This is a genomic window from Kitasatospora sp. NPDC056446 (assembly GCF_042796115.1).
In the GTDB taxonomy this organism is placed as follows: domain Bacteria; phylum Actinomycetota; class Actinomycetes; order Streptomycetales; family Streptomycetaceae; genus Kitasatospora.
The window spans coordinates 1-12,763 of sequence record NZ_JBHTRF010000116.1; the positions used below are offsets into that span (position 1 = coordinate 1).

Annotated in this window: 12 protein-coding genes and 2 pseudogenes; 7 read left to right on the forward strand and 7 right to left on the reverse strand. The window is 70.8% G+C overall.

Features of this window, described 5'->3' with window-relative positions; genetic code table 11:
- Together ACFQ6N_RS38030 and ACFQ6N_RS38035 are read right to left on the reverse strand one after the other, a co-directional pair.
- Positions 1–1,575, reverse strand: a pseudogene (locus tag ACFQ6N_RS38030) (LamG domain-containing protein); the annotation flags it as partial.
- 932 nt (positions 1,576–2,507) lie between these two features.
- Positions 2,508–2,630 (reverse strand): hypothetical protein, encoded by a 123-nt coding sequence (locus ACFQ6N_RS38035; RefSeq protein ID WP_380658700.1) that lies wholly within the window; start codon positions 2,628–2,630, stop codon positions 2,508–2,510.
- A 41-nt stretch (positions 2,631–2,671) separates the two neighbouring features.
- On the opposite strand from ACFQ6N_RS38035, the pseudogene ACFQ6N_RS38040 reads away from it, so the two are divergent.
- Positions 2,672–2,842: pseudogene (locus tag ACFQ6N_RS38040) on the forward strand (penicillin acylase family protein); the annotation flags it as partial.
- A 54-nt stretch (positions 2,843–2,896) separates the two neighbouring features.
- On the opposite strand, the gene ACFQ6N_RS38045 reads toward ACFQ6N_RS38040, so the two are convergent.
- From ACFQ6N_RS38045 to ACFQ6N_RS38055, 3 genes are all read right to left on the reverse strand, one after another.
- On the reverse strand, positions 2,897–3,598 hold the full coding sequence (locus ACFQ6N_RS38045; RefSeq protein ID WP_380658701.1) for a hypothetical protein: 702 nt from the start codon (positions 3,596–3,598) through the stop codon (positions 2,897–2,899).
- On the reverse strand, positions 3,598–4,167 hold the full coding sequence (locus ACFQ6N_RS38050; RefSeq protein WP_380658715.1) for a SigE family RNA polymerase sigma factor: 570 nt from the start codon (positions 4,165–4,167) through the stop codon (positions 3,598–3,600). Before ACFQ6N_RS38050 ends, ACFQ6N_RS38045 begins: the two co-directional genes overlap by 1 nt.
- 276 nt (positions 4,168–4,443) lie before the next feature.
- Complete coding sequence (locus ACFQ6N_RS38055; RefSeq protein WP_380658702.1) at positions 4,444–4,662, reverse strand: hypothetical protein; 219 nt, start codon at positions 4,660–4,662, stop codon at positions 4,444–4,446.
- 300 nt (positions 4,663–4,962) lie between these two features.
- Between ACFQ6N_RS38055 and ACFQ6N_RS38060 the strand changes: the two genes are divergently transcribed.
- The 5 genes from ACFQ6N_RS38060 to ACFQ6N_RS38080 all read left to right on the forward strand — a co-directional run bounded on the left by ACFQ6N_RS38060 (position 4,963) and on the right by ACFQ6N_RS38080 (position 10,291).
- The gene (locus ACFQ6N_RS38060; protein WP_380658716.1) at positions 4,963–5,934 is read left to right on the forward strand and encodes a phosphotransferase family protein; all 972 of its coding nucleotides are present in this window, start codon (positions 4,963–4,965) and stop codon (positions 5,932–5,934) included.
- A 313-nt stretch (positions 5,935–6,247) separates the two neighbouring features.
- Entirely contained in the window at positions 6,248–7,207 is a 960-nt protein-coding gene (locus ACFQ6N_RS38065) for a hypothetical protein (protein ID WP_380658703.1), read from the forward strand.
- A gap of 322 nt (positions 7,208–7,529) precedes the next feature.
- On the forward strand, positions 7,530–9,002 hold the full coding sequence (locus ACFQ6N_RS38070; protein ID WP_380658717.1) for an IPT/TIG domain-containing protein: 1,473 nt from the start codon (positions 7,530–7,532) through the stop codon (positions 9,000–9,002).
- A 230-nt stretch (positions 9,003–9,232) separates the two neighbouring features.
- A complete protein-coding gene (locus ACFQ6N_RS38075; RefSeq protein WP_380658704.1) occupies positions 9,233–9,724 on the forward strand; it encodes a YfbM family protein in 492 nt (163 codons plus the stop codon).
- A gap of 126 nt (positions 9,725–9,850) precedes the next feature.
- Positions 9,851–10,291: a hypothetical protein gene (locus ACFQ6N_RS38080; protein ID WP_380658705.1), complete on the forward strand. Its 441-nt coding sequence runs from the start codon at positions 9,851–9,853 to the stop codon at positions 10,289–10,291.
- 454 nt (positions 10,292–10,745) lie between these two features.
- Here the strand turns inward: ACFQ6N_RS38080 and ACFQ6N_RS38085 are convergent, their stop codons facing one another.
- The gene (locus ACFQ6N_RS38085; RefSeq protein WP_380658706.1) at positions 10,746–10,946 is read right to left on the reverse strand and encodes a hypothetical protein; all 201 of its coding nucleotides are present in this window, start codon (positions 10,944–10,946) and stop codon (positions 10,746–10,748) included.
- 580 nt (positions 10,947–11,526) lie between these two features.
- Positions 11,527–12,138 (reverse strand): SMI1/KNR4 family protein, encoded by a 612-nt coding sequence (locus ACFQ6N_RS38090; protein WP_380658707.1) that lies wholly within the window; start codon positions 12,136–12,138, stop codon positions 11,527–11,529.
- Between the two features lie 326 nt (positions 12,139–12,464).
- Here ACFQ6N_RS38090 and ACFQ6N_RS38095 point away from each other — a divergent pair, with 326 nt between their 5' ends.
- Positions 12,465–12,638, forward strand: coding sequence for a hypothetical protein (locus ACFQ6N_RS38095; protein ID WP_380658708.1), 174 nt, complete (start codon positions 12,465–12,467; stop codon positions 12,636–12,638).
- Positions 12,639–12,763 lie beyond the last annotated feature (125 nt).

The following is a 12,763-nucleotide window of genomic DNA, read 5'->3' on the forward strand; positions in this document are numbered from 1 at the left end:
CATCCGGTTGATCCGGATACCCGGGTACTGGCAGACCGAGCCCGGCGACATCGTCATGTCCGACATCGGGATCTGGTTGGGCCGCAGGTTGTAGTAGACCCGGAGGTAGGCGTCGTCGGTGAAGCGCTTCCAGGCGAGGGTGTCACCCTCGTTCTGTGCCTTCAGCCCGAAGGTGATGGTCGGCCAGCCCCAGTTGGCGGCGTCCTGGACGAGGTTGCGCACCGCGCCGTCCTCGCCGTACTCCAGCCAGCCGCCGGGGCAGTTGCCGCTCCAGCCCTTGGCGGTGTTGATGGTCTGGAGGTAGCGGCTCCAGAAACCGTTGGCGTTCTGGGCGTTCCAGGTCAGACCGGGACCGATGTAGCCGGTGCTCCACAGCTCGACCGGGCGGGCGTCACAGGAGTACGACCAGCTCTCGTAGGTGCCGAAGGTCGCGGAGAGGACCTGCTTGCCGACGAACGGGTTCGCCACCTGGAAGAACGCGCGCTTGACGTCGGTCGGCGCGCAGCGCGAGGTGTCGCCGCAGTAGCCGACGCCCCAGTCGTGGACGTAGTTGCTGTTGTACGTGAAGTGCCAGTACGGCTGGTTGGGGTAGGTCCGGGAGACGCCCGCCCAGTCGCCGGCGTGCGGGGTGTTCCACGCCGGGTCGATCATCACCGGGTAGACGGTGTCCGCGGCGTCCAGCATGCCCTGGTCGGGCGACAGCACCAGGCCGTCCTTGGGCAGCTCGACCTTGAGACGCGTCATCTTCGCGCCCTCGCCGGGCAGATCGCCGTAGCCGGCGGCGGCGGGGTCGTTCTGCGCAGGGGCGGCGACCTCGGCCTGCGGGGCGGCCTTGAGAGCCTTCGGGGCGTCCGCCGGTACGGCCGGCTTGGAGGAGTCCCACATCACCGGGACGGGCGCCTCGAAGACGGTGCCGCCGCCTGACGGGTCCTTCGCCTTCAGGGTGCCGTCCGCCTCCTGGCTGAACGTCAGACCGTTCCCCTGGAGGCCGAGCCGCAGCTGGTCCAGCTCCGGGTTCTTCGCGGCCTCGGGCGTGTGCACCACGATGACCTGGGTGAACCCGGTCTTGGTGGCGGACAGCCGCAGGTCCACATCCGGCAGGATCGACGCGTACTCGGCCGTCGCGCCGTTGACCACCGGCTTGGGCAGCGGCTTCGGCCAGCTGAGCTTCAGCTCCTTGCCGGCCCGCGCCATCGTGACCAACGGCGCGCTGCCGCCACCCGAGAACCGCAGGTCCGCGGTCGAGCCCTTGGGCGCGACGGCGCCGCCGGGCACGGACTGCAGCGTCGGGTCGAGCTCCACCCAGGCGCCATTCTTGCGCACCCGCTTCGGCTGGACGTACGTGGTCGTCGTGAGCTTGCCGTCGGGCTGGGCCACGGTGTCACTGGTCTCGCTGCGCTTGGCGAGCACCTCCACCGGCTTGCCCGTACTGGCGGCCTCGTGAACGGCCAGGGTCTCGGCGGTGTCCTGGGAATCCGTCGCGCCGGGCGGAGGTGCCCCCCCGGCCATGGCGGCGGCGGCCGGCACCACCGCGGTCGCGGCCAACGCGACCACGGCGAGTGCCGCGGCGAGCACGCCGCCCGACCGTCTTGCTGCTGTTCTCACTGTACGTAAGCTCCGACTTCCGGTATGCGGGAAATGATCGAGCGGATCTTCACGGACAGCTAAAAGGAATGTCAACGCTTCATCAGAAAAGCATGAGAAAAGCGTCCCTGGCGCGACTGGGCCAGGTGGGGCAGCTCGGGTGAAATCGGATGAACCGGCGATTTGCACGTGAGGAAGATCACGCCATCAGGGTTCGATGCGGGCCGGCCCCGAGGCCCTTGCCATGGCGCCGAAACGGTGACTCACCGCACCGGCCTCCTGGCCGGACCGCCGGGGCGGCGGCGTCCTGTCGCATCATCACCGCTGGTCATCCGGGGTCTTCGAGGCGGGGCGGGCGCGGCGGCGGTGGTCGGCGGACCCACGGCCGAGCCCCGGGTGCGGGACGTACACGAAGGGCGAATGGTTCCCGGGCACGGTGGGCCATGCGGACGGAGCGGTGCGGCGAACCGCCCCGGTGGCGCGCCGAAGCGGGGGTGAACACGCCGTCCGGGAATCACCTTTCCCGCCGCTCGCTCGACAGATCAAATAACTCGGCTTTCCAGTCGACGAGTTGTCGGAACGTTGGCCGAACACCGGTTTTTGGGGGCCTATTTCAGGAGGTGACGCCCCCTATGGGGAGTGCCCCGCCACCTGGCCCCGCCCGCCGCAGCGCTGCGTCGGCACGCACCTCACCCGTCCCCTGGCTAGGCGCCCTACCTCCGGGTGCGGACGCTCACGCGATCCTCCCCGGACAGCGTGGGCCACGTAGGCACCCGTACGGGTTCTCCGCTCCCCGTGCCCGGCAGGGCGGCCCGGATACGGTCGCCGCACCGGCGATGATCCGGATGCCCCGGGGCCACTGGGCCCGCCGGCAGTCCCGACCGATCGGAGCAACTTCCGTGCACCTGCCCCTGCGCCGGGCGTCAGCGGCCCTGCTGCCGGCCCTCACCGCCGTCACGGCCCCGGCCGCGCTCGCCGCCCCCGCCGCGCACGCCGACCACGCCGTCGAACCGCCCGCCGCCGTACGGGCCTTGACCGTGGCGCACTCCGCCAGGGCCGTGCCCGGGCAGTACATCGTCACCCTCAACACGGACAGTCCTCCGACCCCCGCTCGCCGCACTCCACCGACCAGACCAGGCTGTACTCCACCGCCCGGTGGGTCACCTCGCGCTTCTGCGAGAAGGACATCCTGCGCTCGCCGGAACTGCGGACGGTGGCCGTCACCGACGCGGACGGAACCCCCGGCCCGCACCACTGAACGCGCCGCAGCGGGTGCGCGGGAGCGCCTGCACGGCGGTCCCGCGCACCGGGGTCAGGACGACACCGTCTTGCTCGTCAGGAGCGTTCCCTGGGCGTCGTACGCGGCGAGCTTGATCCCTTCGAGTGGGAACGCCGTCGAACTCTTGGGGGCCTTGAGATCGGGCGCCCAGAGATAGCCGCTGGCGAAGCCCGGGGTGCCCGGCAGTGAGACGACGGTGGCCCAGTACGCGCGGCCGTCCAGCTCGATGGTCATCCGGGCCACCTGCCCGGGCCCGTGGTAGACGAGGTTGTACAGGGCCTCCTGGTGCTGCGGGGGGCTCCCGTAGTACTGCATGGTGATCTCGGTCGCGTTGCCCCCCCAGGAGTGCCCGCCGCATCCCGGACCGCTCCCGTAGGCGGGGGCGTCGTGGATGCAGATCTCCCGGTCCTTCAGCCGCATCCACCAGTCCGGGCGGCCCAGCGGCAGCTCCTGGCCGGGCTCCACCACCACAGGCTCGGGAGCCGGCCCCTCCGGTACGAGCGGAGCCTGCGAGGCCGGTGCGACGGCCTGGGCCCCCTGCTGCGCGGACAGCACCGCGCCCGTTCCGGACAGCACCGCGAGCGCGGCCGCCACGGCCGACGCGCCCACCGCCACCCGGCGCCCCCGCCGCTGCCGGCGCACGTGGTCCCGTACCGGCCCGGCGGACCAGTCCGCCACCGCGACCCGGGCCGCCTCGTCCCGCAGGGCGTCGCGCACCATGTCCTCGGTGTCCATCACCTGTTGCCTCCGTTCGTGCCGTCGGTCGTCGAAGCGGTGCCCGTGGAGTACGGGGCCAGCGCCGGGTGCCGGCGCAGTTTCGCCAGGCCCCGGCTGGCCTGGCTCTTCACGTTGCCCAGCGAACAGCCCAGGATCTCGGCGACCCGGTGCTCGCTCATGTCCTCCCAGTAGCGCAGGACCACCACGGCCCGCTGGCGCTGCGGCAGTTCCGCCAGTGCCTGGAGCAGCACCGAGCGCTCCTCGACATCGCGGTGGCCGCCGCCGCCGGCGTGCGCCCGGTCGGGGAGCACGGGCGTGAGCAGTTGCCTGACCCGGCGCCTGCGGTGGCGGCTCAGGTTGTTGTTCACCAGGGCCCGGTGGACATAGGCGTCCGGCTCCTCCAGGCGGCTGATCCGGGACCAGTTCCTGAAGACCTTCGCGAACGTCGCCTGCACCACGTCCTCGGCCTCGTGGTAATCGCCCGTGAGCAGGTAGGCGGTGCGCACCAGCCGTCGCCAGCGCGTGGCGGCGAACCCCTCGAAGTCGAGCTCCCACGGGCCGGGGCCGCCCGCGGAAGCCGGTGCCATGACGGACGGGGGCGGGTCCTCCACCGGGACGGGCAATATGCTCGCGGTCATCCAGTTCCTCTTCGCATCCGCGGGACGACCCGACCGGGCCGTCGCTCTGCCCTACTCACCTCCGCGCCGCCGCAAGGGTTGCACGCCGGCACCGGCACATCCGGCTGATCCACGCCGGGGAGCACCCCGACCGCTGACGAACCGAACGCCGGACGGCCGGGCCGCCTGCAGCCCGCCGCCCGCTGTCGGTCCGTGAGGGTGGGCGGCCCTGGGACGGTGTCGGAATCAGACGACGTAGCGGTCGTCGTAGTCCCCGCCGGCGCAGAACTCGCGGTGTTCGCTGATGTCGGTGGCCACCCAGCCGTCGCCTTCCTCGCACTGGACGACGGTGACGGGCGGTTCGACGTGGCGGACGTGCGTGGCGGCGCCGGCCGTGCCCGCGGCCAGGGGGAGAGCGGTGACGACGAGGACGGTGAGGGCGGCGATACGCCTGGTGACGGTCATGTCCGGACAACGACCCGGTGTGCGTGCCGTCACCACCACCTCACCCGTCCGGCAGGTGTCGGCCACCTGGTCGCCGTCCCGCCGTCCCGCCCGCTGTGCCGACGTCGACGTCGACGTCGACCTCGCGTGCTGCGCCCACCCGTCGCTGCCCCCGCTGCCGTTCCGGTCGAGCCTGCCCCTGGGGGATCTGGGGGATCTGGGGGATCTGGGGGCTGCGGGGGTGCGGGGACTGTGTCATCGGGTCCCCCGTTCGGAGAAAAGCGTTAGCGCGTGCGGTCGTTCGGATGATGGGGTGGCGTGGTGACGAACCACGGTGAGGCTGCGATTGTCCGCCCGTTGACGCTGGCCTGGGTACGACGGCACCTGGAGGCCGGCGAGCGGATCGTCGGAGCCGAGGCGCTGCACGGCGGCGCCACCGCCGAGATGCGGAGGCTGGCCATCGGCACGCGGGACGGCGGCACCCGGTACCTGGTGCTGCGCTCCTTCGTCGACCCGACCCGGCAGGGGCCGGCCGAGGACCTCCTGCACAGGGAGGCCGACGCCCTGACCACCCTCACCGCAACCGACGTGGCCGCTCCTGGGCTCGTCGCCGTGGATCCGACCGCCGAGTACTGCGAGTACCCCTCGCTCCTCATGACCCACCTGCCGGGCCGCACGTTCCTCGACGACGAGGGGCTGGAGACGCGCCTTCCCCTGCTGGCCCGTCAACTCGTGGCGATCCACGCGGTGCGGCCGGCCGGCCGGCCCCGGGAGTACGTGGCGCTGTCGACCGCCGATACGGTCGTGACCCCCGAGGGCGCCGACGCGGCGGCATGGGCCGCGGCGATCGACGTGATCCGCGAGCCCGCGCCGCGCTATGAAGGGCGGTTCCTGCACCGGGACTTCCAGCCCGGCAACGTGCTGTTCGACCTGCCGTCCGAGGACCCGGCCGCTGCCACCGGTGCCCGGATCACCGGCGTCGTCGACTGGGCGGCCGCCTCCTGGGGCCCGGCGGACCTCGACGTGGCGCACTGCTCCACCAACCTCGCCCTGCTGCACGGCCCGGCGTGGGGCCTGCGCTTCACCGAGGCGTACCAGGAAGCCGGCGGGACACTGGCCGCGGCCGCGCGCGAGCGGCTGTACTGGCGGGTGCGGAGCCCGCTGGCGTTCTCGGAGGAAGTGCGGTGGGTGGCGCAGCCGTGGCAGGAGGCAGGACGGACCGAGCTGACGACACGGGTCATGGAGGAACGGCTGGACGCCTACCTCACCTTCCTGATGGACACACCGGACTGAGCCGGGGCGCCCGCCGCCCGGCCCGCCCGCCCCTTGCCGCCGTCCTGCCGTCGCCGTCCGTGTCACCGATTCCGGGAAGCTGATTGATCGGTGACAGCGAAGTCGGGAACGTGCGTGGTCGCGGACGTCTGTCGTGCTCGGCGACGCAGCCTCGCCGGAGAACACTCACCCGGCAGGGGGAGGCCGATCGTTCGGGCGGTCGATGCCACACCACGGCGGTCGATGCGACGTTCGGGGTATGGCTGGTGACGGACGAATGTCGAGGACCCTCTGGTGTATGCAGTGGCGGGGATGGCCGGGCTGGGTGGGCCGGGTGACAGTGCTGTGGGCGGCGATCTACGGTGCGTTCGGGCTTGCCTGCGCCCTGAGCGGGACGCCGGTGTTCCACCACGGCGTCATCCGCGGTGCCGCCGCGCTCGACTGGGTTGTCGTGGCGGTGGGCGCACTGGCGGCGCTGGTCTGCGGGGCGGTGGTGCGCCACGGGCTGCGGCCGGCGCTGCGGGTGTCGCTCTGGGTGCTCTGCGGACTCACGGCGATCACCGCGTTCAGTCTGCTGATGGACGTGATCACGCTGATGACCGGCGAGGGAGTGGACGACCGGGTGGCCGCCGCGAACCGTTCGCTGGCAGCTGCCGGCGCGCTCCTGCTTGCGGCCACTGCCCGAGCTGACCGTCGCCCGACTGCCGGCGCTGCCGCGCCGCCACCCTCTCTCGCCCCGTTGCGGGTCCAACTCGCCGCCTGCGCCGGGAGTGTGGCCTTCCTTCCGTATGTCGCGATGAAGCTGGTCTGGGTGTTCGGCGGCACCTTCGCCGGGATCAGCGGCCAGGAGATGATCGCGGTCTCCGAACGCAATGGCGCCTCGGGGATCTGGCTCACCCTCGAATCCTGGGGCCTGGATTCCACCGTTCTGCTGGGCGTCCTCGGCGTCTTCCTGCTGTGGGGGCTGGTCTGCCCGTGGGGTCAGGCCTTCCCGCGCTGGACACTCTTCCTGCGCGGCCGACGTGTTCCCCGCTGGCTCCCGCTGACCCCGGCGTTGATCGGCGCCGCCACCCTCGCTCCCTACGGAGTGCTCGGGCTCGGCTACTGCACCCTGGCCACGGCCGGCGTGGTGACGATGCGGAAGGGCGACGCCCCTTCCTCGGGGGACGCGCTGCTGATGAGTTGGATCGGCATGGTCGCGTTTGCCACGTACGGTGTCGCGCTGACCATCGCCGCCCGCTCGTACTGGCTCCGCACCCGTGGGGTCGACCAGCCACCGGTTCACACCGAGTGACATCCGCGGCCGGTCAGCTCCCGCCGGAGAAGGTGACTCCGTACCGCGTCAGCCGGGATCAATCCCCGGGCCTCGTCACGGACATCGCCACGGGAACGGAGGGCCACCCGGGAAGGTGGTGAGAGACGTCGGCTCCCGCGGCTGATCCGCCCCGGCCACGGCGGCGTACGTCCGATGGCATGACATCCCGTGCCCGGACACATCGTCAGACGTCTGCGGCGGAACCCAGATGGGACACGGCCTCCCCGTCCGTGAGGCGACCCATTTCCGGGGAGCACGCATGTCGACGGAGCCGAGCGCACTGACAATGCCCCAGGTGGCCATGACGCTGGCGGCGATCGCGGCGACCGCCGCCACCCCGCGTCCGTCGGGCGAGACGCCGGCGGAGCAGCAGAACCGGATCTTCCTGGGCATCAACCAGCAGTTGGCCGCGTCCTCACTCGCGATCGGGAGCGAGTGGAGCCTGCAGTGGCTGGCGCTGAGCCCGGACAACGCGAACATGGCGTACCTGGCCGCGAGTCGTTCCGCCAACGTGTTCGCCGTGGTCCTGCGCGGCACGGTCGCCAACGTCACGGACCTACTGGAGGACCTCGACGTGGGTACGGTGGTCCCGTTCGCCGCTGTCGGCTCGCCACCCGCCCCGGTGTCCGTGTCCAAGGGTGCGATGGAGGCGTTCAGCCAGGTCGTCACCATGAGCACGGCCGGTATCACCCTGGTGCAGGCGCTCGCCGACGCCCTCGCCGGGGCCGCGTCGAACCCCACTGTCCACGTCATCGGCCACAGCCTCGGCGGGTGCATCGCCACCATGGTCGCGCCCTACCTCCAGACGCAGACCTGGCCCGGCACCACCCCTCGGTTCGGCCTCTACACCTTCGCCGCCCCCACCGCCGGAGGCACGGACTTCGCGGCCTACGTCGACTCCCTGACCTGGGTCGCCAACGAGCGCTACTACAACGCCTGGGACCTGGTGCCGCAGGCCTGGACCAGTCTCGAAGACGCCAAGCAGTGGTATCCCGACCCGCCCGGCCCGGCAGCGAACGACGACGTCGACGCCGTCATCACGGCAATCGCCGCCCTGCGCGGCCCCCACGGCTACGCCCAGCCAGGCAATGCCAACGAGCTGAACTCGGACTACAAGAACGACTACGACCCGGTGATGGTCAAGAAGTCGCTCCAGGACTTCATGGGCCAGGTCGCCTACCAGCACGCCAACTCCACCTACCTGGGCCTGCTCGGCGCCCCCGACGTGCTGCCGGGCCCAGTGGTGCGGGCCGTCACCCGCAACTTCGGCGCGGCCGGCAGCGCGGTCGTCATCGCCGGCAGCGGCTTCGGCCCGGGCACGGCGGTCGACTTCGGCCCGGTCGCATGCCAGGACCCGGTCGTCAGCAGCGACAGCTCGATCAGCGTCTTCGCACCCCCGGGCGTCGGCGTGGTCGCCGTCCGGGTCACCACCACCCTCGGCACCTCGCCGGCCGTCCCCTTCGGCCAGTTCGCCTACGGCGGCCCCGCCCCGGTGATGATCACCGGCATCGCCCCGGACAAGGGCCGCAAAGGCGACCCCGTCACCATCACCGGCTTCAACTTCGGCTCCGACGCCCAAGTCTTCTTCGGCGACAACCCTTCCCCGTCCGTCCGGATCACGCACACCGGCGAGCCCGGCACACCCGGCGAGATCGTAGCCACCGTACCCGCCCCGACCATCGGCAAGCCCCGCACCATCGACGTCACCGTGCTGTCGAACGGCTACTCGTCCCCGACCGGCCCGGTAGACGAGTTCACCTACGACGCGCTGTGACGCCGGCTCATCGCGCCGGGCAGGGCAGCACGAGCCCCCGAGAGCGGTGATCGAGCCGGTGGACCTGGCGCCTTTCGCCATCAGGCGCTCACTAGGCGTGATGAATGGCCGGTCTCAGCCCCCATCCTGCCGACACCTACGCCGCCTGGGCAGCCGTACCGAACCGCGTGACGGAGAACGGTTGTCGGTGGGGTGCTGTTGGATGCGGGGAGGAGAGGGGAGGCACCGGGATGGCGTGCTTGGGAGTGCTGTTCGCGTTGACGGAGGAGCAGTCGGCGCGGTTGCTGGCAGGTGGGGGAGACGAGCGGGTGCGGGAGGTGGTGGAGGAGGTCGAGGAGGCCTGGGACGTCTTGCGGGTGTGCGAGTTGGACAAGGCGTGGGACGCGCTGCACCGGTGCCTGACGGACGGCCGGCTGCACTACGACAACGGGCGGTTTCCGCTGTCGCACGCGATCCTCGGCGGGCGGCCGCTGCACGAGGGCGAGGACTACGAGGTCTGCTTCCTGGACCCGGCGCAGGTCCGGGCGGTGGCCGAGGCGCTTGCCCCGCTGGACGGGGCGTGGTTGCGGCGGCGGTACGCGGAGCTGGAGTTCGAGGACTACGACGGCGAGCGCGGCGAGGACGACCTCGACTACACGGAGGCGTTCTTCCCCGACCTGCGGGAGTTCTACCAGGCAGCGGCGGCGGACGGCCTGGCGGTGGTCTTCACCGTCGACCAGTAGCGGCCAGGAGCGCTGCCTTCCTGAGAGCGAGCGGCTGCCGGGTGAGGAGGTCACTCGGGTGCTCGCTCTCCTGGTTGCGGAGGCCCTGGTGAGCGGGGTGGCGTCCGGGCAGGCTAGTTTGCTCGGATGAGTCTCCTTGATGATGTGGCTGAGCGTGACGGCTGGCGGTGCTGGGTGTGCGACGAGCCGGTCGACCCCGACAAGTCGGTGAACGACCCGAGGGGGCCCAGCGTCGACAGCCGGACCTCCGACCGGAAGGCCAAGGTCGCGGAGCGGCTGGCGCACCGCGGGTGCAACACCCGCAAGGGCGCGGTCAAGGTGGTCATCGCCTGGCCGGACCGCCTGTACGTGTCCGAGCCCGCGCCGCTGATCACCGTTGCCGCGAGGCTGGAGCGCAAGGGGGGCCGCGAGATGGTGGGCCGTTGTCCGACCAGGCAGGACGCCCGGGAAGCGGCGGATTGGCTGGTGGACCGGTTCTCCCGACTGACACCGGAGCTGCCGGTGACCGCTGACATCGAGGCGGGCGGCGGCCAGTTCCTTGTCATCCTGTCCACCGGCCGCCGCTGACCGGGGGCCACCGACGCCCGCTCGCGTCGAGCTGAACCGGTGGCCCACACCGACAGGGACGAGGCCGAGCAGCCAGGCGGCCCCGCCCCACAGGCGGAGGCCGCGCTGGTCGAGGAGTCCGACCGGACGCGAGCGGCGCCGGCCACGGCCTGAAAAGTCGCCTCAAGAGGATCCAGTACCGCCCGGAACTCGTCGACAGCCGCCTCGCTCGGTCATCGGTTGGTACTCATGACCAATCAGCCCTTGCTGGGACACCGATCTGCCGCAGATCGGCGGCGATCTCGGCGGGCATCTCTGGCGAACAGTCGATACGGACCACGGCGTACTGGGGCAACGGCAACGGCGGGAAGTCTCGGATCACGCGAACATCATCATCGTGCTCCGGCCACACCGGGAAGGCGCGAGCCGGGCCTCCCGCCACCCTGCGGCGTGCCCCGACGCCACTCGATCAAGTTCAGTAGCGTCCGTTGCCAAACGGAAGGTCTGGCAACGTTCGCAGGAGAGATCGCACGTCGTCCATCGACGCACCTACGCGTGTCTCGAAGTCCCGTGCGTCGCCGGTCTCAAGCGCTTCGCTCATGAGCGAAACGACGAGGAAGAATTCTTCCCGCGCCATCGTGACCATGACCTCCGCTCCGCGGTCTTCCACCTTCACGAAAATCTTCTCCTACTCTCTACTATCACGCGTCCGTGCTGGTTACGGCCATCAACGAATGGCTACTGTAAGACCAGCAGGGACCTTCCGGTCCGCGCTCACCAGTCGCGGCCGGCGATAACAGAGGCATGGTGAGCCGCGCGGTCGCGGTGAGGAACGTTGAGCTGATTCCGTAGGCTGTCCCCAGGATGACGTGCACGATGATCAGCACCTGCATGGCCGAGGCTGGCGAGCTTTCCTTGGTAGGCGACGGCCGCGTGGACTCGGACGTGTTGCTAAGGGTGCTGATTTCACGGACGGACCCCCACCAGATATGCCTGTGGTGCTGGTCACCGCAGAGATCGTCTGGAGGATAGGCGATGAAAGGGGTGGCCCGCGCTCGGGCCGCCCCTTCGCCGTCTCCGCCCGCCGTCTTTGCCCAGCCGACCACCGTCCGCCGCTGTGCCGGGCTCTGACCACCATCCGCGCCGGGAGATGTAGGAAGCTGTGACTTCGGCAGCCGGCTTGCCCGTCTGCGATACCGCGCCCCGCCCACCCGTGTCCGTGAGCATCCGTCGTCAGGCCGAAGCGCCTGTGTCAGTCACATGCCGCGCTCTGGGCCGTACATCGGTGTGGGGCGGTCATCGGGTGCCATCGGCAGCGGTTCCAGCAGCACCGGGCCGGGGTAGAAGGCGGAGCTGTTCGGGCCGACCATGTCCTCGCCGACCAGGTAGCGGTAGAGCCACTCGGAGAAGCTCATCCGGTACTCGTACCAGGATCCGTCGTGCTCCACCGCACAGATCCGGTGTCCCGTGCGGTCGGGCAACGGGGCCAGGAAGACGTGTTCGCCACGATCAGTGCGGGTGATCGGGATCAGACCGTCCTTCGTCCCGAACCGCACCTCCTGCAAGCCGAGGACTACTCGGATGTCCTCCTCCGGCTCCAGCCAGTCCTCCCGGTCCCAGTCGAGCCCGGCCCAGGCCTGGGAGGTGTCGCGGATCTCCTTCCCGAGGTTCCAGCGCTCGGTGGCCGGGTGCGAGAGATACAGGTGCCCGTTGATCTGCATCGGGGCATAGGCGTCAACGACCGCCTTGTAGTCCTCCGGGAAGCCAGTGCCGATCTCGGCCTCCAACTCGGCCCATGCATCGGCCCTGGTGAAACGCTGTTCGCCAGGGCCGAGCATGGCGAAGACCTCAGCGAGATAGTCGCGCACCGGCTCTCCTCATCGGGTTCAGGCGTCAGGACGCCGCGTCATCGCCACCACGAATGCTGCGGCCTCGACCAGCTGACGGACCAGGGCCCGCATGCCGCGATCCGGTGGTGCTTCGGCAGCCGCCGGTGGCAGGGCTACACCGAGGCCTTCGCCGACACCGGCTACCTCACCCGTACCCGGGCTACGGTGGTGGGTACTGCAACCAGCGGTCCAGAAGGGCGAAGGTTATGGGGATATCCGCGCACGTGATGGTACCGCCGCTTGTTGCGGTGGCGGTGGTTCTGGTCGCCGTGAAGTGGAGCCGGCGGCGACGGAACGGCAAGCCTGTGCCTCTGCTGCCGCGATCGCCGCAGGCCTGGGCGGTCGCGTCGGCCGTGATCGTCCTGGCGGTGGTCTCGGGAGCGATGGCCGGCCAGTTCCGGGCGGCGGTCGTACCCGCCGTCGCGCTCGGCGGACTGGCAGGTGCCTTCGTGGATCTCCGCTACGGCCCCCCTCGCTGACGCTCATCCACGGGTGCGGGGGGGTAGGGGCAGCCCGCCGGGGCCCCCCCAAAGCGTGTGGGGGGCGCGGTGGGGCCGGCCCTACCGGGGGGGCCCCCCCCCCCCCCCCCAAAAACCCACCCGCC

Excerpts from the sequence above, each read along its gene's own strand:
- ACFQ6N_RS38050 (WP_380658715.1), bottom strand. The coding sequence starts at position 4,167 with ATGGCACCGGCTTCCGCGGGCGGCCCCGGCCCGTGGGAGCTCGACTTC.
- ACFQ6N_RS38080 (WP_380658705.1), top strand. The coding sequence starts at position 9,851 with ATGAGTCTCCTTGATGATGTGGCTGAGCGTGACGGCTGGCGGTGCTGG.
- ACFQ6N_RS38075 (WP_380658704.1), top strand. The coding sequence starts at position 9,233 with ATGGCGTGCTTGGGAGTGCTGTTCGCGTTGACGGAGGAGCAGTCGGCG.
- ACFQ6N_RS38070 (WP_380658717.1), top strand. The coding sequence starts at position 7,530 with ATGACGCTGGCGGCGATCGCGGCGACCGCCGCCACCCCGCGTCCGTCG.
- ACFQ6N_RS38045 (WP_380658701.1), bottom strand. The coding sequence starts at position 3,598 with ATGGACACCGAGGACATGGTGCGCGACGCCCTGCGGGACGAGGCGGCC.
- ACFQ6N_RS38055 (WP_380658702.1), bottom strand. The coding sequence starts at position 4,662 with ATGACCGTCACCAGGCGTATCGCCGCCCTCACCGTCCTCGTCGTCACC.